Genomic DNA, 19,521 nt, shown 5'->3' with positions numbered 1-19,521 from the left:
CATCGTGCCGCTGAGTTGCCGGTCTGGCTTCACAGATACAATTGGCATCGCCCGCATGGCAGCCTAAGGTCCAAAACACCCATCAGCCGCCTCGGCGTGACCGAGGACAACCTGTTGAGGCTCCACACCTAGTCCAGCGGTCGTTCGTCGGCGATCACCTTGCCGTCATTGGGGAGGCTGCCCGGCGCCACGATCTCGACGCTGCCCTTCATCTTGGTCGCCGCCTGCAATGCCGCCTCGAGCGTTGCCGCAAGCCCGGTTGCCGGCGACCCGGCTTCCGCCTTGAGCACCATCACATCCTGTTCGCCATCGCGGCCGACGACCAGCCGCAGGCGGCCAAGTTCCGGGAAGTTTCGGCCTACAGCAGCGATCTGGGCAGGGTCGACGAACATGCCCTTGACCTTGGTGCGCTGGTCGGCGCGGCCCATCCAGCCGGCAAGCCGCAGGTTGGTGCGGCCGCAGGTGCTGCTTCCCGGCAGGACGCGCGACAGGTCGCCGGTGCCGAAGCGCAGCAGCGGATATTCCGGGCTGAGCCTGGTGACCACGATCTCGCCGACTTCGCCCTCGGCGACCGCCTCGTGGGTGCCGGGGCGTACGATCTCGACGATCAGGCCTTCATTGACGATCAGCCCCCCGCGCGCCGAACTCTCGTAGGCCGTCACGCCCAGTTCAGCCGACGCATAAGCCTGATAAGCATCGATGCCGGCGCGAGCGATCTCCTGCTGCAGCGAGACCGGAAACGCCGCGCCCGACACCAGCGCATGCTTGAAAGGATTGGTAACGCCGGCAGATGCCATGCGGTCGAGCAATATCTTGAGAAAGTCCGGCGTGCCGATATAGCCCGACGGCTTGAGCACGGCGATCGCCTCGATCTGCTGGTCGGTGTTGCCGACGCCCGCAGGGATTACCGCGCAGCCGAGCGCATGGGCACCCGATTCCATCATGTGTCCGCCCGGCGTCAGATGGTAGCTGAAGGCATTGTGGACGATGTCTTCCTTGCGCATTCCGGCCGCAAAGAGAGCTCGCGCCGTCCCCCACCAGTCATCGCTCTTGCCTTCAGGATCGAAGATCGGCCCCGGCGAGACGAGCAAACGCTTCAGGGCACCCGGCCTGACGGGCGACAAGCCGGCGAATGGCGGAGTCGTGGCCTGCAGGGCAAGCAGATCGCCCTTGCGGATGACCGGTACCCGCTGCAGCGCCGCGCGGTCGACGAGACCCTCGACGGCAATTCCGGCAAGCTGGTTGCGCAAGGCTTCGGCGCCGGATTGCGCCTCGGTGAGGAGCGTACGCAGCCCGGCGAAGAGCGCTGCCTCGCGAGCGGCCGGATCCTGGGTTTCTCCGGCATCATAGTGTGCGGTCGTGACCATGGTTCACCTAAGTTCAATGTGGCGCATGCTGCCGACAGGGATTTCCGCGCGGGCCTCCGGCAAATGAAGCGTCACGCCAGCCAGCGCTTGCGCCGCTTGTAGCTCTTGACCTCGCGGAACGACTTGCGGCCCTCGCCGCCGATGCCGAGGTAGAATTCCTTGACGTCCTCGTTGTCGCGCAGGGAGGCCGCGTCGCCATCCATGACGATACGTCCCGTCTCCATGATGTAGCCGTAGGTGGCGTATTTCAGCGCCATGTTGGTGTTCTGCTCGGCCACGAGAAAGGATACGCCCTGCTTGCTGTTCAGGTCCTTGACGATCTCGAAGATCTCGTCGACCACCTGTGGCGCGAGTCCCATCGACGGCTCGTCGAGCAGGATCATCTTGGGCCGGCTCATCATCGCCCGGCCGATGGCGCACATCTGCTGCTCGCCGCCCGAGGTGTAGCCGGCCATCGACGACCGGCGCTGCTTCAGCCGCGGGAAGTAATCGTAGATCATGTCGAGGTCGTCGCGGATGGCACGGTTGCCGTCGCGGCGCGTGAAGGCGCCGGTCAGCAGATTCTCTTCGATGCTGAGATGGCCGAAGCAGTGGCGCCCCTCCATCACCTGAATACAGCCGCGCCGCACCAGTTCGTTCGGGCTCAGGCTGTCGACGCGTTGGCCATCGAACTCGATCGAGCCCTTGGTCACCTCGCCGCGTTCGGCATGCAAAAGATTCGATATCGCCTTCAGCGTCGTCGTCTTGCCGGCGCCGTTGGCACCAAGGATGGCGACGATGCCGCCCTGCGGCACGGCCAGCGACACGCCCTTGAGGACGAGGATGACGTGGTCATAGATGACCTCGATGTTGTTGACGGACAGCATCGGGCGAGCTGGCTCGACGACGATGGAAGCATGTTCAGACATGACGAAGCTCCGGAGCGGGTATCCCTCCCCCTGGCGGGGAAGGGATATGGTTCGGGTGTCGCTTACGAAGCGTCGCAGGCCTCGGTGCGGGCCGGCCATGGCGCATTCTTTTCGGCATAGGCCTTGGCGTCGGCATCAAGCAGCGGGCCGACCTTGTCGTTCAGCGGCGCGATGTAGTCCGACACCTTCTCGTAGGTCGTTCCGTTCCAGCTCTGGACGAAGGTCGAGAAGTGGCCGTTGTGATCGGCGCAGGACAGCTTGACCGGGCTGGTGAAGCCTTCGAGGCCGATTTCCTTGAGCCGCGCCTCGTCGATGTTGAGGCTTTCCAGGCCACGACGCACATCCTCACCGGTGACCGCCTTCTTGCCACTCAGTTCCTGGGCCTTGCGGATGGCTTCGGCGATCAGCATCGAGTTGTAGATGCCACGGTTGTAGAGCACCTGGCCGACCTTGTCCTTGGACGAGACCTGGCTCTTGCCGGCGTCGACGACGTGCTTCTGGATGTCGGCGAGCAGCGGGAAGTCGGCGCCCACGGCATGCCAGTTCAGCGTCTTGAAGCCCTTGGCCTTTTCGCCCGCGCCCTTGGCGTCGTCCTCGCTCGGCCACCAGATCGAGATGAACTTCTCCATCGGGTAATTGGTCTTGACCGCTTCCTTGACGGCGGTGGCGTTCAGCGCGCCCCAGCCGTACAGGATCATGTAGTCGGGCTTGTCGCGCCGGACGCTCAGCCATTGCGACGACTGGTTCTGCATGTCGGCCGCGGCAACCGGGTAGAGCTTGGCCTCGAAGCCGAGTTCCTTCGAAAGCTGCTCGATCAGCGGCAGCGGCTCACGGCCGAAGCTGGCGTCGAGATAGATGTAGCCAATCTTCTTGCCCTTGAGCTTCTCGACGCCACCGCCTTCCTGCGCCGCGATGTACTGCAGGATCTGCGTGAAGCCGTCCCAATAGGTCGCCGGCGGATTGAATATCCACGGGAACACGTCCCCCTTGGCCGATGCCGACAGGCCGTAGGCCATCGACAGGACCGGGATCTTGTCCACCGCGGCCTTGGGGATCAGCGGCAGGGTGATTCCGGTCGACCACGGATTGACCAGCACCGGGTTCTTCGGCTTGACCGCCTCGTAGCATTCGAGGCCCTTCTTGGTGTCATAGCCGGTCTCGCACTCCTCGACGATCAGCTTGACGCCGCCGATGCCGCCGTCGCGCTCGTTGAGAAGCGTCAGATAGTCATGCATGCCGTCGGCGATCGGCGTGCCCGAGCCGGCAAACGGCCCGGTACGGTAGGTGAAAAGCGGCACATAGATCGATTCCTGGGCCTGCGCGTCGTGGACGGCGGGCAAGGCCAGAGATGCCGTGGCAGAAAGTGCGAACAACCAGTTTCTAAGCGACATTTTCGTTCTCCTCCCTAGTGTGCATTCCCGTCTTGCGTGTGGCCCTAGTAGGGGAAGGGCCACACGCGAAGCTTCTGTTTGGCGATCTGCCAGAGCCGGGCCAGGCCATGCGGCTCGACGATCAGGAAAAAGATGATCAGTGCACCAACGATGAGATAGGTCAGGTGCTCGACCGTGGCGGCGCCGATCGGCAGCCCCAGCGCTTCCGGCAGCGCGCGGATGGCGATCGGCAGGATGTGGATCAGCGCGGCGCCGAGGAAGCTGCCGATCATCGAGCCCAGTCCGCCGATGATGACCATGAACAGCAACAGAAACGACAGCTTGATGTCGAAGGCCGAGGGTTCCGCCGCGCCCAGCCACAGGAACACCATCAAGGCGCCGGAAACGCCGCAGTAGAAGGACGAAACCGCAAAGGCCAACAGCTTGGCCGGCAAAAGCCGGATGCCCATCAGCTGTGCTGCGATATCCATGTCGCGCACCGCCATCCAGGTGCGGCCGATCCTGCCATGCACGATGTTCGAGGCCAGAAGCGTCATGACCACCACGATCACCAGCACCACCAGATAACGCGTCGTCGGCGTCGCCGAAGGCCCGGTGATGGCGATGCCGAACAACGTCCTTGCCGGCACCTCGATCGCGCCTGACGGATTGTCGTTGTAGAGCCAGCTGATGCGCACGAAGCACCATTGCAGGAAGAACTGCGCAGCCAGCGTCGCCACCGCCAGGTAGAAGCCCTTGATACGCAGCGACGGCAGGCCAAACAACACGCCGATGCCGGCGGCAAAGAAGCCCGAGCAGAGGATCCACACCAGGATGTTCACGCCGGGGAAGAAGGTCGAAAGCTTGTAGGCCGAATAGGCGCCGACGCCCATGAAAGCGGCCGAGCCAAGGGAGAGAAGGCCGGTGTAGCCGACCAGGATGTTCAGGCCGATGGCGCCGAGCGACAGGATCAGGAACGGAACCATCACCGAGGCGAGCAGGAATTCGTTGCCGAACATGGGGATGCCGACAAAGGCGACGAGCAGGATGAGGGCCAGGCCGAAGCGGTCCTGAAGGATCGGGAACACCGCCTGGTCGGCCGCGTAGCTTTGCTTGAACTGGCCTGTTTCGCGATAAAACATCGTCTCAGATCCGCTCGATTATCTTGTCGCCGAACAGGCCCTGCGGCCGGTACAGCAGGAACAGCAGGGCGATCGCGTAGGCGAACCAGCTTTCGATGCCGCCGCCGAGCAGCGGCCCCCAGTAGAACTCGCCGAGCTTTTCGCCGATGCCGATGATGAGCCCGCCGACGATCGCGCCGGGCACCGAGGTCAGGCCGCCCAGCACCAGCACCGGCAGCGCCTTCAGCGCCACGATCTCGAGCGCGAAGGAGACATCGGACCGGGCGCCCCACATGATGCCGGTCACCAGCGCGACCAGGCCGGCGGCGAACCAGACGATGACCCAGATCTGGTTGAGCGAAATGCCGACCGAAAGCGCCGCCTTGTGGCTGTCGGCGACGGCGCGAAGAGCCCTGCCGATGCGCGTCTTCTGGAAGAACAGCGCAAGCCCGACGATCATCACCGAAGCGATGACCGCGGCGGCGATGTCAATCTTCTGGAAGGAAACGAGGCCGCCGAGCATCTCGACGTCGACCGAGCCGCTGGGCAGGAACAGCTCGCTTGTGATCATCTGCTTGGGGTCGCCGCCAAACACCATCTCGCCAAGACCGATCAGCACATAGGTGATGCCGAACGTCGCCATGAACAGGATGATATCGGGCTGGTTGACCAGCGGCCGCAGCACGACGCGCTCGATCAATACAGCAAGCACGAACATCACCCCCGCCGCGAGCGCCAGCGACACGAAGGCGGCGACATGGCCGGAAAATCCGGCCGCCGACAGCTTTTCGTAGAAGCCGACCAGGGTCAGCGCCGAGAACACGACCATGATGCCCTGGGCGAAGTTGAACACGCCGGAAGCCTTGAAGATCAGCACGAAGCCGAGCGCGATCAGGGCATAGAGGACGCCGGAGACAAGCCCCTCCCAGATGGTCTGGACCAGCAGGTCCGGCATCTGAACCATCTGGACGAAGGGATCGATGAAGATGTTGTAGAGCATCGGTCCGCCTCCTCAGCCTGCCCGCGCCGAACTGGCCGAACGGCACCCCTGGCCGTTTGCCACGGCCTCGGTCGACGTGTTTTCCGGCGCCGTGCGTCTCATGCGGGACATTCCTCTTCCTGACGCCGGCATGGTCAGTGCCCCACGCCCAGATAGGCCTCGATGACTTTCGGATCAGCCTTGACCACCTCGGGCGTGCCGTCGGCGATCTTGTGTCCGTATTCGAGCACCACGACGCGGTCGGACAGGTCCATGACCACGCCCATATCGTGCTCGATCAGCGCGATGGTGGTGCCGAAGTATTTGTTGAGGTCGAGGATGTAGCGGCACATGTCCTCCTTCTCCTCGATGTTCATGCCGGCCATCGGCTCGTCGAGCAGCAGGAGTTCCGGCTCCATCGCCAGCGCGCGGCCCAGCTCGACGCGCTTCTGCAGGCCGTAGGGCAGCTTGCCGACGGGGGTCTTGCGGATCGACTCGATCTGCAGGAAGTCGATGATGTCCTCGACGACGCGCCGGTGCTCGATCTCCTCGCGCATCGCCGGGCCGAAGCGCAGCATCTGCCAGAAGAGCCCGCGGTGCATCTTCAGCGTGCGGCCGACCATGATGTTGTCGAGCGTGCTCATGCCCTTGAACAGCGCCACGTTCTGGAAGGTCCGTGCTATGCCCTGGCTCGCGGCCTGGTAGGGCCGCATGCGCGTACGCGTCTTGCCCTTGTAGGTGATGCGCCCATGCTGGGGATGGTAAAAGCCGTTGACGACGTTCAGCATCGAGGTCTTGCCGGCGCCGTTTGGGCCGATGATGGCGCGGATTTCGCCCTTGCGGATGTCGAAGGAGACATCGGTGATAGCCTTGACGCCGCCAAATGACAGCGACACGCCGTCGACCGACAGCAGTGGCTCCGAAGTGGCGGTCATGCGGCGGCTCCGAGCTTGGCTGCGGCCGCAACGGGCGCATCGGCGATGCGCACGCGTGCCGAGATGACGCCCTTGCGGCCGTCCTCGAAGGTCACCTCGGTCGAAATGTCGGCGGCCTCAGCGCCATTGTAGAGCGCATCGACAAGTGGCTTGTAGCGCTCGGCGATGAAGCCGCGGCGAACCTTCTGCGTCCGCGTCATCTCACCGTCGTCGGCGTCGAGCTCCTTGTGCAGGATGAGGAAGCGCTTGATCTGCGCCGCCGCCATGCGCGGCTCCGCGGCGAGCGCCCGGTTGACCTCGGCGACATGCCCGCTGAACATCGCATAGACCTCCGGCCGCTGCGCCAGTTCCTGGTACGAGCCATAGGCGATGTTCTTGCGTTCCGCCCAGTTGCCGACCGCCGTGAGGTCGATGTTGAGCATGACGGTGGCGAAGTCGCGGTCCTGGCCGAAGGCCACCGCCTCCTTGATGTTGGGGAAGAACTTCAGCTTGTTTTCGATGTATTTCGGCGCAAACAGCGCGCCCGAGCTCAGCTTGCCGACATCCTTGGCGCGATCGATGATGGTAAGGTGGCCGTCATTGTCGAAGAAACCGGCGTCGCCTGTCTTCACGTAACCGTCGGGCGTAACCGTTTCTGCCGTCTTGTCGGCGTCCTTGTAGTAGCCGACGAACTGGCCCGGCGAGCGGTAGAGCACCTCGCCGTCCTCGGCGATGCGGATGTCGACATTGGGCGTCGCCGGCCCCACCGTGCCGACGCGGATCTGGCCGTCGGGCTGGGCCGTGACATAGAGGAAGGCCTCGGTCTGCCCGTAGAGCTGCTTCAGGTTGAGGCCGAGCGAGCGGTAGAACGAAAACAGGTCCGGGCCGATGGCCTCGCCGGCGGTGTAGGCGACGCGGATGCGCGAGAAGCCAAACACGTTCTTCAGCGGCGCATAGACCAGCAGATCGCCGATCGCATAGGCGATGCGCCCGCCTGGCGGCACTTTCTCGCCGTCGAGTATCTTTTCGCCCCAGCGCCTGGCGACGCCGATGAAGTGGTTGAACATGCCGCGCTTCAGCGCGCCTGCATCCTCCATGCGGATGGTGATGCGCGTCAAAAGCGTTTCGAAGACGCGGGGCGGCGCGAAATAGAAGCTCGGCCCGATTTCCTGCGTGTCGGCCTCGGCAGTCTCGCGGCTTTCCGGACAGGCGATGCAGAAGCCGGCGACCAGCGACTGGGCATAGTTGAGATAGTGATCGCCGACCCAGGCCAGCGGCAGATAGGCAAGCACCTCGTCGCGGTCGGTCAGCTTGTCGAAGGTGACCGTGTCGCGCGCCGCGGCGATCGAGCCTCCGGCGGTCAGCAGCACGCCCTTGGAGCGGCCGGTGGTGCCCGACGTGTAGAGGATGATCGAGATGTCGCTGGCCTGGCCGCGATCCCGCTCGGCATCGATGGCCGCAGCCATTGCGCTGTCCGAGGCCAACAGGCCACGGCCCTGCCCGATCACGTCGGCGACGGCATGCAGCCTGGTGTGGTCGTAGTCGCGCAGGCCGCGCGGTTCGTCGTAAAGCACGGTGCGGAGCTTCGGCGCACGGTCCTGGATGGAGATCAGCTTGTCGACCTGTTCCTGGTCCTGCACCACGGCGAAGGCGACGTCGGCATGATCCAGCACATAAGCCATCTCGTCGGCCACGGCATCGGCATAAACCGGCACCGGGATCGCGCCCAGCCATTGCGCGGCAAGAATTGTCCAGTACATCGCCGGGCGGTTCGAGCCGATCACCGCAATGGTGGCGCCGCGCTCCAGCCCCATCTGTCGCAAGCCTGTAGCGTAGGCACGAATTGTCTCGGCCAGTTCGCTCCAGTTCCATGTCCGCCAGATGCCGAGATCCTTGTGCCGCATTGCCGGGCGGTCTGGCCGCACGCGGGCATGCTCGCACAAAAGCTTGGCAAACGTATCGAGCCCTGCGGTCTCGCTTGCTTGTGCCAACGGCACGCCTCCCGTTCGTTCCCTCGTAGTCGCCGGGTGTTCCCGGTCGTTGGATCGAAGCTCGCAACCTTGGCGCCGTTTTTCAAGGGGTGCCTTGACAGACACGCCTCCTATGTTCAGTCTTGGCTACCGGCCTCATGCGGCAGCGCGGCCAAGATTTCACCAAGCGTTTGATTTCATTGCTATCCTTGCTCCGCCCAAGGTCGCGAGCGGCTGACTACTCGCCGTGGCGACGCAGTTTTTCCAGATCCAGGATCGTCACGCCACCGCCCTCGTTGCGGATCAATCCGGCCTTTTCCAGTTCCTGCAGGATTCGGTTGGCGACGGGGCGCGACACGCCGGCCAGCAAGCCGATATCCTCCTGGCTGATGTCGAGGTGCGACCCGACAAAGGGACTGATCACCGGGTTGAACAGCGACGCCAGGCTGCGCGCCACCTTGCCAGTCGAATCGAGCGTACGGTCGTGTTCGACCTGGGCGATGAACTGCCCGAGCCGCTCGTTTATGAGCCGCACCAGCAGGCGGTCGAAGGCGACGCTGTTTTCGAACAGCCAGAGAAATGTTGAGCGGTTGAGCAGCGCCACCTGCGTGCGGCGCAGCGCCAGAACGTCATACTGGCGCGGTTCGTCCTTGAGCAGCGACCCCTCGCCGAACCAGCAGCTTGGCGGCAGCCCGGCATAGGTCACCGCCTTCCCCGACGTGGTGATCGAGCCCAATCGCAGCAACCCGCTGACCACGCCGATCCAGCTGTCGATGCGGTCGCCGCGGTGGATGAGATAGGTCCCAGGCTCGAGCACGCGCAAGGTGATGCCGCGACGCGCGCGCTCACGCTCGTCCTCAGGCAGTTCCCGCGCCCAGAATGCCGACGACAGAAATTGCTCCGAGCTTATCAAGCGCGCTCCTGCTCAAACCGATTGCCGTGCGTCCCGCCGGTAACATTCGCCACGCCGCAACAATAGCGCTGTCGGTCCAGACTGCCAGCAGCCATGCCTGCTATCCTCAACATTCGCGAGGCGTAGGCCCGGATGTGACGGAGCGGTCGATCCAGGCGATGCGTCAGTTGCAGGTCAGGGATGCGAATGATCTCGCGGGAAGCCCGACAGAACAATTCTGCGGGAGACGCACGCAGCGGCGACCGATCCGGAAAAGTCGGGTCAACTGAATGAACGCTTTTGCGTTCGGGCCCAGCATTACCAGACGTAAGCTTGCAGATTTGCCCGGCCCCGCGCGAGGCGCGGACGACATTCTTGTGCACACAACTCAAAACAGGCATACGAAAGAACAGAGACTGGCCTTCATTTGTTGACGGCGCAGTGCTGCGAGTTCAGGTTCGGACACAACCCGCCCTTCAAGCTCAAACGACAGCGAGAGTATGCAAGACGACACCGCAGTCCCGAAACCTGGCGCAGGCTCGAGCCCAAGCGCCGGCGTACAGGTCGACCTGATTGCGCTGCTCGTCGCTGCCCCGAATGGCAATCCGGTGGTATTGACGGTCAACGAGGGCGACGCGCTGCCGTCGGGACCTTTCGAGCAGAGCCACCGTTCGCTGCAATCGGGTTTGCGCAACTGGGTCGAACAGCAGACCGGGCATCCGGTCGGCTATATCGAGCAGCTCTATACATTCGCCGACCGCGACCGTGGCAGCGAGGAGCCGAAGCACCGCGGCATCTCCATCAGCTATCTTGGCTTGTCCCGCGAGGAGCCGTCGCACCGCACGCCGCCGGGAAGCTGGCGCAACTGGTACGAATTCTTCCCGTGGGAAGACCATCGCCTTGGCGCGCCGCAGATGATCGCCGACGTCGTCGAACCCGAGTTGCGCGCCTGGGCTGCCTCGGCCGAGCAGCAGGAGAGGCGACAGAACCGCCGGCGCCGGGCCGCCGGCGCTTTCGGCTTCGACGGCCGCCTTTGGAACGAGGAGATGGTGCTGCAGCGCTATGAACTGCTGTATGAAGCGGGACTGGTCGAGGAAGCCGTGCGCGCGACGGGCGCAACCGGAGTCCGGACCGTCCCCGGAAGGGCGATGACTGGCGACCACCGGCGTATCCTGGCCACCGGCATCGCGCGTCTTCGGACCAAGATCAAATACCGCCCGGTCGTCTTCGAGTTGATGCCGCCGGCCTTCACGTTGCTGCAGCTGCAGCGCGCGGTGGAGGCCCTGGCCGGCGTGACCGTACACAAGCAGAACTTCCGCCGGCTGATCGAACAACAGGACCTCGTCGAGGAGACCGGCCAGATGTCGTCGGACACCGGCGGCCGGCCGGCCAAGCTGTTCCGCTTCCGCCACGCCGTGCTGGACGAGCGCCCGGTGGCCGGCACCAAGTAGCAAACTTCCGCTTGACAGACCTTATGCTCATGGTAAGCATATGCTCCAATTATACTCAACACGAGCATAATAGGAACGACGATGTCTGGCATTTCCCCCTCCGCCGCCGCGCTCTACAGCCGTGTCGAAAAGGTCATCCCCGCCATCGAGTGGCCGGTCTTCACCGACGACATCGATGCGATCCTGCGCCTCAAGCGCGAGCGCAACGCCGTCATCCTGGCGCACAACTACCAGACCCCTGAAATCTTCCACTGCGTCGCCGACATCGTCGGCGACAGCCTGGCGCTGGCCCGCAAGGCAATGGACGTCGAGGCCGACGTCATCGTGCTCGCCGGCGTGCATTTCATGGCCGAGACCGCCAAGCTGCTCAACCCGGGCAAGACTGTGCTGATCCCCGACATGGGCGCAGGCTGCTCGCTGGCCGACTCGATCACGCCGGACGATGTCCGCCTGATGCGCCAGCGCTACCCCGGCGTACCAATCGTCACCTACGTCAACACTTCGGCCGCCGTGAAGGCAGAGTCCGACATCTGCTGCACCTCGGGCAACGCCAAGGCGGTGGTGGAGTCGCTCGGCGTGCCGCGCGTCATCATGCTGCCGGACGAATACCTGGCGCAGAACATCGCCGCCCAGACCGATGTCGAGATCATCGCCTGGAAAGGCCATTGCGAGGTGCATGAGCGCTTCACCCCGGAAGATATCCGCGAGCTGCGCGCCGCCCATCCCGGCCTGACCGTGCTCGCCCATCCCGAATGCCCGCCTGATGTCGTCGACGAGGCCGATTTCGCCGGCTCGACCGCGGCCATGTCCGACTATGTCGGTACCGTAAAGCCGGCACGGGTGGTGTTGATGACCGAATGTTCGATGAGCGACAACGTCGCCGTCGACCATCCCGACGTCGAATTCATCCGCCCCTGCAATCTCTGCCCGCACATGAAGCGGATCACGCTCGCCAACATCCGCACGGCGCTCGAAGAGATGCGGCATCCGGTGACGATCGAGCCCGAACTGTCGGGCCGCGCCCGGCTGGCCGTCGAGCGGATGCTTGCGGTATGACCACCGATATGCGCGACCTTGCCGGTCGCCCCGTCATCGTCGGCGCCGGCATCGCCGGACTGATGACGGCGCTGGAGCTGGCGCCCGAGCCTGTGCTGCTGCTGTCGGCAGTGCCTCTCGGCGGCGAGGCGTCCAGCCCACTGGCCCAAGGCGGGTTGGCAGCAGCCATCGGCCCTCAAGACTCGCCTGCCCTGCATCTCGCCGACACGCTGGCTGCCGGCGACGGACTTTGCGACGAGTCGGTGGCCCGGCGCGTCGCCGAAGCGGCTCCTCTGGCAATTGAAAAGCTCGAACGCCTCGGGATCGCCTTCGACCGCACGCCCACCGGCAGCATTGCGCTGGGTCTGGAGGCCGCCCATTGCCGCCGGCGGATCGTCCATGCCGGCGGCGACGCCACCGGGCGGGAGCTGGTGCGCGGACTGGTGGCGGCGGTGCGCCGCACGCCGTCGATTGCGGTGCTTGAAGATTTCGCCGCGCGTCGACTTATCGTCGAGGATGGCACTATTGTGGGCGTGCTGGCGGCCGGCCCGGGGGGTGACATCGCACTCGCCACCGGCCGCATCGTTCTTGCCACGGGCGGTGTCGGCGGTCTGTTCGGCGACACCACCAATCCGCTCGGCTGCTTCGGCCAGGGACTGGCGCTTGCAGGCCGTGCCGGGGCGGAACTGGCGGATCTCGAATTCGTCCAGTTCCACCCGACAGCGCTCGACACGGCGACCCGCCCGATGCGGCTGGTCAGCGAGGCGGTGCGCGGCGAAGGCGCAAGTCTCATCGACGAGGCAGGCCGGCGTTTCCTCGCAGACCTGCCGGGCGCGGAACTCGCCACACGCGATGCGGTGGCACGCGGCGTCTTTCGCCATCTCGCACGCGGCCACCGGGTGTTCCTCGACACCCGCCAATGCCTCGGCTCGCGGTTCGCCGAGCGCTTCCCCGCCATCGATGCGTTCTGCCGCGAAGCCGGCATCGACCCGGCGGTCGAACCGATCCCGGTGCGCCCGGCGGCTCACTACCACATGGGCGGCGTCGCGGTGGACGTAGAGGGCCGCAGCTCGGTACCCGGCCTGTGGGCTTGCGGCGAAGTCGCCTCTACCGGCCTGCACGGCGCCAACCGGCTGGCCAGCAACTCGCTGACCGAAGCCGTCATTGCCGCCGGCTGGGTGGCCGACAGCATCCGGGGCTTGGACGGCGGACGCGCAGTGCAGACCCTGGCGGAACAGGTGCCGGTCCGCCCCGACGCCTCCCTCGTGCGACCCATCCTCTCACAGGCGATGGGCGTACTGCGCGACGGCGACGGTCTGCGGCAGGCTGTAGCCGACTTGCTGCCGCTCGCCCTTGGTGACAGTGCTTCCGCCGATCCGGCAGCCGTGGGCCTCATGATGGTCGTCTCAGCGCTCGGCCGGGCGGAAAGCCGCGGCGCGCACAGCCGCACCGACTATCCCACCAGGAGTGCGGTCGCGCTCCGTTCGAAACTCACGCTCGACGCCGCGCTGAAATCCGCCTGCGAACTCGACCTGAAGCCATTGGCCCGGAGCGCCTGACCATGCACCTTCCCCCCCTTCCCCGGATCATGCTGGAGCCGTTGGTGCGCGCCGCGCTGCTGGAAGATCTCGGCCGCGCCGGCGACACCACCACTGACGCCATCGTTCCAGCGGACCACCGGGCAACAGTCGTTCTTGCCTCGCGCCAGCCGGGCGTGGTGGCAGGGCTCGACCTGGCAGCCCTCGCCTTCCAACTGATCGATCCGGCAATCGGGATGGCGATCGCGAAACCGGATGGCAGCCGCCTCATCCCCGGCGACGTCATCGCCACGCTGCGCGGCCCGGCCCGCGGCCTCCTGACCGGCGAACGCGTCGCGCTCAACTTCCTCTCCCATCTCAGTGGCATCGCGTCCGCCACCGCCGGCATGGTCGATGCCATCAGCGGCCACAAGGCGCGCATCGTCTGCACGCGCAAGACCACGCCCGGCCTGCGCGCGCTGGAGAAATACGCCGTGCGCGCCGGCGGCGGCTCCAACCACCGCTTCGGCCTCGACGACGCCGTGCTGATCAAGGACAACCACATCGCCATTGCTGGCGGCGTACGCCCGGCGATCGAACGGGCCAGGGCCAATGTCGGCCATCTGGTGAAGATCGAGGTCGAGGTCGACACGCTGCGGCAGCTCGACGAGGTGCTTGCGCTCGGCGTCGATGCCGTGCTGCTCGACAACATGTCGCCAGAGCAACTGACGACAGCAGTCGGCATGGTCGGCGGTCGGGCGATCACCGAGGCTTCGGGCCGGATCAATCCGGCAACAGCGCCCGATATCGCCGCCAGCGGTGTCGATCTGATTTCGGTTGGCTGGCTGACCCACAGCGCCCCTATCCTCGATATTGGGCTGGACACGGCCGCCTGACCAAGGCAATGGTCCCGCCCCGGGTGGGGATGGCAAGCACATTTCTTGGCGATGGAGAGCGCATGAACGCCGATTTGCACCTGAACGCAGCCGCGGAACCGCTCAAGGGGGCAAGCCCCCAGTGGAGCCGCGAGGACGCCCAGGCGATCTACGACCTGCCCTTCAACGACCTGCTGTTTCGCGCACAGACCGTCCATCGCGCGAATTTCGACCCGAACCGGGTGCAGCTGTCGCGCCTGCTGTCGATCAAGACCGGTGGTTGCCCCGAGGATTGCGGCTATTGCAGCCAGTCGTCGCACCATGAGTCGGGCCTCAAGGCCTCCAAGCTGATGGAAGTGCAGCGCGTTCTGGCCGAAGCCAAGAAGGCCAAGGACGCCGGCGCCACCCGCTACTGCATGGGCGCTGCCTGGCGCAGCCCCAAGGAGCGCGACATGGAGGCGGTCGTCGCCATGATCGAGGGCGTCAAGGAGCTCGGCATGGAGAGCTGCATGACACTCGGCATGCTCGATCTTGGCCAGGCGCAGCGGTTGAAAGAGGCCGGCCTCGACTACTACAACCACAACATCGACACCTCCGAGCGCTACTACAACGAGATCATCACCACCCGCAGCTTCGCCGACCGGCTCGATACGCTGGCCAATGTCCGCGACAGCGGCATCAAGGTCTGCTGCGGCGGCATCGTCGGCATGGGCGAGGAGAAGGCCGACCGCGTCGACATGCTGGTGACGCTCGCGAACCTGCCCGAACATCCCGACAGCGTGCCGATCAACATGCTGATCCCGATCGAAGGCACGCCGCTGGGCGAAGCCGAGCCGATCGAGCCGATCGAGTTCGTCCGCACCATCGCGCTCGCCCGCATCATGATGCCGAAGTCGCATGTGCGCCTGTCGGCCGGCCGCACGGCGATGAGCGACGAGATGCAGGCGCTGTGCTTCTTTGCCGGCGCAAACTCGATCTTTGTCGGCGACACGCTTTTGACGGCGGAGAACCCCGGCGAGGACAAGGACACCATGCTGTTCCGTCGTCTCGGCATTCAGCCGATGGAGCTCGTAACGGAGTGAACGGACGGGCCTTGCTCGACCGCTACGAGGCCAGCCTGCGCGGGCTGGCCCGCAAGAGCCGGCTGCGCTCGCTCAGCGGCCGCGCCGGGCTCGACTTCGCCTCCAACGACTATCTCGGGCTCGCGGGCAGCAAGCGTTTGGCCGAGGCGGTCGCCACTGCCCTCGCCAATGGCACGCCCGTCGGCGCCACCGGCTCGCGGCTTTTGCGTGGCAACGATCCCGAACACGAGGTGCTGGAGGAAAAGGCCGCCAGCTTCTTCGGCGCCGAGCGCGCGCTGTTCTTCGGCGGCGGCTATGTCGCCAATTTCGCCGTGCTGACCACCCTGCCGCAGAAGGGCGACCTGGTCGTGCTCGACGAGCTGATCCACGCCAGCGCCCATGAAGGCGCACGCGCCGGCCGCGCCGAGGTGGTGGAAGCCAGGCACAACGATGCCGACGCGGTGGACGACGCTATCAGATCTTGGCGTGCCAAGGGTGGCACCGGCCGGCCGTGGATCGTCACCGAAAGCCTCTACTCGATGGACGGCGACCGCGCCCCGCTGGACGAACTGATGGCCGTGGCGGGTAGGCACGACGCCTTCCTGTTCATCGACGAGGCGCACGCGACCGGCGTCTACGGCCACGATGGACGCGGACTCGCGCATCACCTCGAAGGCCGCGACAACATCGTTGTGCTGCACACCTGCGGCAAGGCGCTGGGCGCTTCCGGCGCGCTGGTCACAGCCTCAGCGGTTTTGTGCGACTATCTCGTCAACCGCTGCCGGCCCTTCATCTATGCAACAGCGCCTTCGCCACTGATGGCGGTGGCGTCGGCAACCGCGCTCGACATCATCGCCGACGAACCCGATCGCCGCGAGCGGCTGGCAAGGCTGGTGACACTGGCGGGCACCAGGGCAGACGCCCTGGGTTTCAAGCCAAGCGGCTCGCAGATCCTGCCCATCATCATCGGCGACAATGGCCGCGCCATGGCGCTGGCCGAGGCGCTGCAGGCACGCGGCTTCGATGTGCGCGGCATCCGCCCGCCGACCGTGCCCGAGGGCACCGCGCGGCTCAGGATCTCGTTGACGCTCAATGTCGGCGAGGACGACGTTTCGGCGCTGTTCGATGCCCTTTCGGAGGAATGCTCGCGATGACGGCGCAGACGCCAGCAACGATCGTCGTGACCGGCACCGATACCGGCATCGGCAAGACCGTGTTTGCGGCTGGCCTCACCGTCCTGCTCGACGGCACGTACTGGAAGCCGGTGCAGTCGGGCATCGAGGAGGAGACCGACAGCGAGATCGTTGCCCGGCTCGCCGGCCTTGCGCCGGACCGTGTGTTGTCGGAAGCTTGGCGGTTGAAGGAACCGCTGTCGCCGCACCGCGCCGCCGAGCTCGACGGCGTCGAGATCGATGCAGACGCGCTGACGCTACCAACGACCGGACGGCCGCTGGTGATCGAGGGCGCGGGCGGGCTGATGGTACCGGTCAACCGGCGCACGCTCTACATCGACGTCTTCGCCCGCTGGGCGGCACCAGTGGTGCTCTGCGCCCGCACCGGCCTCGGCACGATCAACCACACCTTGCTGTCCATCGAGGCGCTGCGCGCCCGCGCCGTCCCGCTAATGGGCGTCGCCTTCATCGGCGACGAGATGGCCGATACCCAGCGCACCATCGCCGAGATGGGCAAGGCGCGCGTGCTCGGCCGCCTGCCCCGGCTCGACCTGCTGACGCCTGAAACGCTTGCCGAGGCCATGCGCGCGAACTTCAAGGTAGCCGACTTCCTGGAGGCCCTGTTCTTCGAGACCAAGTCATGAGCCGTTCCGCCGTCTGGCATCCCTTCACCCAGCACGCCACCGAGCCCACTCCGCCGCTGATCGCGCGCACCGAGGGCGCTTATGTCGAGACATCTGACGGCAAGCGCATCCTCGACGCGATCTCGTCCTGGTGGGTCATCACCCACGGCCACAGGCATCCCACAATCGTCGAGGCGATCCGCACGGCAACCGAAACACTCGACCAGGTGATCTTCGCCGGGCTGACCCACGAGCCGGCGGAACAGCTGGCGTCCGCGCTGGTCGAGATGGCGCCTGCCGGGCTCGACTGGGTGTTCTATTCCGACAGTGGCTCGACCAGCGTCGAGGTGGCGCTGAAGATGGCGCTCGGCTTCCACCACAACAACGGTCGGCCGCGTTCGCGCATCGTCGTGATGGAACACAGCTACCATGGCGACACCATCGGCACGATGAGCGTGGGTGCGCGCGGCGTGTTCAACGCCACCTACGATCCCCTGCTGTTCGAGGTAGATACTATCCCCTTCCCCGCGGCGGGCCGCGAACAGCAAACACTCGACCGCTTCGAAGCGCTGGCCCGCGACGGCAAGGCCGCCGCCCTCATCGTCGAGCCGCTGGTGCTCGGCGCCGGCGGCATGCTGATGTATCCGGCCCGGGTGCTGACTGAGCTGAAACGCATCGCCGAGCGCTCGGGCACGCTGTTGATCGCCGACGAAGTGATGACCGGTTGGGGCCGCACCGGCACCATGTTCGCCTGCGAGCAGGCTGGTATCTCGCCCGACATCCTCTGCACCTCCAAAGGCCTGACCGGTGGCTCGCTGCCGCTGGCGGCGACACTTGCCACCGACCCGATCTTCCGGGCGCATTTCTCGACCGACCGCGCCAAGACGTTCTTCCATTCGAGCTCCTACACCGCAAACCCCATCGCCTGCGCCGCAGCACTCGCCAATGTCGAGATCTGGCGCGACGAGCCGGTGTCCGAGCGTGTGGCGGCGCTGTCGCGCATGCAGGCGGAGAAGATCGCGCGCTTCCGCAAAGACCGGCGCTTCGAGAATGTGCGCACGGCAGGCACCATAGCCGCAGTCGACCTGCGCGTCGGCAAGGCAGGCTATCTCGCCGAAGTCGGCCCAAAGTTGCGCGCGTTCTTCCTGGAGCGTGGCCTGCTGGTCCGGCCGCTGGGCAACGTCATCTATGTGCTGCCGCCCTATTGCGTGACCTCAGCCGAACTCGACAGGCTCTACAATGCCGTCGACGAAGCCGCCGAACTGGCTGGCGGCGCTGGATGAACCGCGCGGCGCGCATCGCCGGCTTCGGCCACCATGTGCCGGGGCGCAAGGTCGAGAATGCCGAGATCGAGGCGAGCCTCGGCCTCGACGCCGGCTGGATCGAGGGCCGTACCGGCATCCGCACACGATACTGGGCCGAGGCAGGGGACACGCTGTCCGACCTCGCCACCAAGGCCGGCGAGATGGCGCTGGAGGCGTCGGGCCTCAAGCGCGAGGATATCGGCCTGCTCCTGCTCGCCACCTCGACGCCCGACCATCTGCTGCCGCCGAGCGCGCCGTTGGTCGCCCACAAGCTCGGGCTTGCCAAATCAGGCGGAGTCGATCTAGCCGGCGCCTGCGCTGGCTTCATCTACGCGCTGACCTTCGCCGACGGCTTTGTCCGCCTGCACAACAAGCCGGCCGTCGTCATCGCCGCCAACATCCTGAGCCGCCGCATCAACCCGGCCGAGCGGGCAAGTGCGGTGCTGTTCGCCGACGCCGCCGGTGCAGTGGTGCTCGCGCCATCCGACAATCCGGGTCACGGCATCCTCGGCGCTTCTGTCGCCTCGGACGGATCGAGCTACGGCCTGATCCAGATCCCGGCCGGCGGCAACAATCGGCCCTTCGCCGACGAAATCGACATCGCCGAAACGCGCATGACCATTTCCGACGGCCGCGCGGTATTCACCAAGGCCGTCGAGATGATGAGCCGATGTTCGCAGGAGGCGCTTGCGGCGTCAGGTCTCGCCCCGACCGACATCTCCCGCTTTGTGCCGCATCAGGCCAATGCCCGCATCTTCCATGCGGTCGGCAAATCGCTCGGCATCGCCGACGACAGGACCGTCAAAACCATCGCCGACTACGGCAATTCGTCGGCCGCGACGATCCCGCTGTCGCTTTCGGTCGCGCATGCGACCGAGCCGCTTCTTTCCGGCGAAAAACTGCTGCTTGCTGCGGCGGGTGCGGGCCTGACCGGCGGAGCGCTGGTGGTGGGAATGTAAGAC

The 19,521-nt window shown here is 65.6% G+C and carries 17 protein-coding genes and 1 pseudogene; 10 read left to right on the top strand and 8 right to left on the bottom strand.

Going from position 1 to position 19,521, the window contains the following annotated elements; all coding sequences use genetic code 11:
- Positions 1-132 (top strand): annotated as a pseudogene (locus tag PCJ21_RS18845) (IS481 family transposase); the annotation flags it as partial.
- Here PCJ21_RS18845 and PCJ21_RS18840 read toward each other — a convergent pair.
- From PCJ21_RS18840 to PCJ21_RS18805, 8 genes are all read right to left on the bottom strand, one after another.
- Complete coding sequence (locus PCJ21_RS18840; protein ID WP_269932966.1) at positions 129-1,367, bottom strand: phenylacetate--CoA ligase family protein; 1,239 nt, start codon at positions 1,365-1,367, stop codon at positions 129-131. The pseudogene PCJ21_RS18845 and the gene PCJ21_RS18840 overlap by 4 nt on opposite strands.
- Before the next feature lie 71 nt (positions 1,368-1,438).
- Positions 1,439-2,275 carry an ABC transporter ATP-binding protein gene (locus tag PCJ21_RS18835; RefSeq protein ID WP_269932965.1) on the bottom strand — a complete coding sequence of 279 codons (837 nt, stop codon included), beginning with the start codon at positions 2,273-2,275 and terminating at the stop codon, positions 1,439-1,441.
- A 62-nt stretch (positions 2,276-2,337) separates the two neighbouring features.
- On the bottom strand, positions 2,338-3,666 hold the full coding sequence (locus PCJ21_RS18830; RefSeq protein WP_269932964.1) for an ABC transporter substrate-binding protein: 1,329 nt from the start codon (positions 3,664-3,666) through the stop codon (positions 2,338-2,340).
- Between the two features lie 44 nt (positions 3,667-3,710).
- Entirely contained in the window at positions 3,711-4,787 is a 1,077-nt protein-coding gene (locus PCJ21_RS18825) for a branched-chain amino acid ABC transporter permease (RefSeq protein ID WP_269932963.1), read from the bottom strand.
- 4 nt (positions 4,788-4,791) lie between these two features.
- Positions 4,792-5,766 (bottom strand): branched-chain amino acid ABC transporter permease, encoded by a 975-nt coding sequence (locus PCJ21_RS18820; RefSeq protein WP_269932962.1) that lies wholly within the window; start codon positions 5,764-5,766, stop codon positions 4,792-4,794.
- Positions 5,767-5,900: 134 nt separating this feature from the next.
- On the bottom strand, positions 5,901-6,680 hold the full coding sequence (locus PCJ21_RS18815) for an ABC transporter ATP-binding protein (protein ID WP_269932961.1): 780 nt from the start codon (positions 6,678-6,680) through the stop codon (positions 5,901-5,903).
- Entirely contained in the window at positions 6,677-8,650 is a 1,974-nt protein-coding gene (locus tag PCJ21_RS18810; RefSeq protein WP_269932960.1) for an AMP-dependent synthetase/ligase, read from the bottom strand. The genes PCJ21_RS18815 and PCJ21_RS18810 overlap by 4 nt, the downstream gene beginning before the upstream one ends.
- Positions 8,651-8,867: 217 nt before the next feature.
- On the bottom strand, positions 8,868-9,542 hold the full coding sequence (locus PCJ21_RS18805; RefSeq protein WP_269932959.1) for a Crp/Fnr family transcriptional regulator: 675 nt from the start codon (positions 9,540-9,542) through the stop codon (positions 8,868-8,870).
- A gap of 479 nt (positions 9,543-10,021) precedes the next feature.
- Between PCJ21_RS18805 and PCJ21_RS18800 the strand changes: the two genes are divergently transcribed.
- From PCJ21_RS18800 to PCJ21_RS18760, 9 genes are all read left to right on the top strand, one after another.
- On the top strand, positions 10,022-10,972 hold the full coding sequence (locus tag PCJ21_RS18800; RefSeq protein ID WP_269932958.1) for an NUDIX hydrolase: 951 nt from the start codon (positions 10,022-10,024) through the stop codon (positions 10,970-10,972).
- Between the two features lie 81 nt (positions 10,973-11,053).
- The gene (gene nadA / locus PCJ21_RS18795) at positions 11,054-12,028 is read left to right on the top strand and encodes a quinolinate synthase NadA (protein ID WP_269932957.1); all 975 of its coding nucleotides are present in this window, start codon (positions 11,054-11,056) and stop codon (positions 12,026-12,028) included.
- Positions 12,025-13,566, top strand: a complete 1,542-nt coding sequence (locus tag PCJ21_RS18790; protein WP_269932956.1) for an L-aspartate oxidase — start codon at positions 12,025-12,027, stop codon at positions 13,564-13,566. Before nadA ends, PCJ21_RS18790 begins: the two co-directional genes overlap by 4 nt.
- Positions 13,567-13,568: 2 nt before the next feature.
- Positions 13,569-14,420 (top strand): carboxylating nicotinate-nucleotide diphosphorylase, encoded by an 852-nt coding sequence (gene nadC / locus PCJ21_RS18785; RefSeq protein ID WP_269932955.1) that lies wholly within the window; start codon positions 13,569-13,571, stop codon positions 14,418-14,420.
- 62 nt (positions 14,421-14,482) lie between these two features.
- Positions 14,483-15,481 (top strand): biotin synthase BioB, encoded by a 999-nt coding sequence (bioB, locus tag PCJ21_RS18780; RefSeq protein WP_269932954.1) that lies wholly within the window; start codon positions 14,483-14,485, stop codon positions 15,479-15,481.
- Positions 15,478-16,614 carry an 8-amino-7-oxononanoate synthase gene (locus PCJ21_RS18775; protein ID WP_269932953.1) on the top strand — a complete coding sequence of 379 codons (1,137 nt, stop codon included), beginning with the start codon at positions 15,478-15,480 and terminating at the stop codon, positions 16,612-16,614. Before bioB ends, PCJ21_RS18775 begins: the two co-directional genes overlap by 4 nt.
- Positions 16,611-17,276 carry a dethiobiotin synthase gene (gene bioD, locus PCJ21_RS18770; protein ID WP_269932952.1) on the top strand — a complete coding sequence of 222 codons (666 nt, stop codon included), beginning with the start codon at positions 16,611-16,613 and terminating at the stop codon, positions 17,274-17,276. Before PCJ21_RS18775 ends, bioD begins: the two co-directional genes overlap by 4 nt.
- Positions 17,273-18,538, top strand: coding sequence for an adenosylmethionine--8-amino-7-oxononanoate transaminase (locus tag PCJ21_RS18765; RefSeq protein WP_269932951.1), 1,266 nt, complete (start codon positions 17,273-17,275; stop codon positions 18,536-18,538). Before bioD ends, PCJ21_RS18765 begins: the two co-directional genes overlap by 4 nt.
- Positions 18,535-19,518, top strand: coding sequence for a beta-ketoacyl-ACP synthase III (locus PCJ21_RS18760; RefSeq protein WP_269932950.1), 984 nt, complete (start codon positions 18,535-18,537; stop codon positions 19,516-19,518). The genes PCJ21_RS18765 and PCJ21_RS18760 overlap by 4 nt, the downstream gene beginning before the upstream one ends.
- Positions 19,519-19,521: the final 3 nt, after the last annotated feature.

Source organism: Aminobacter sp. HY435 (assembly GCF_027568395.1).
Classification (GTDB): domain Bacteria; phylum Pseudomonadota; class Alphaproteobacteria; order Rhizobiales; family Rhizobiaceae; genus Aminobacter.
This window is presented reverse-complemented; position numbering and strand designations above follow the sequence as displayed.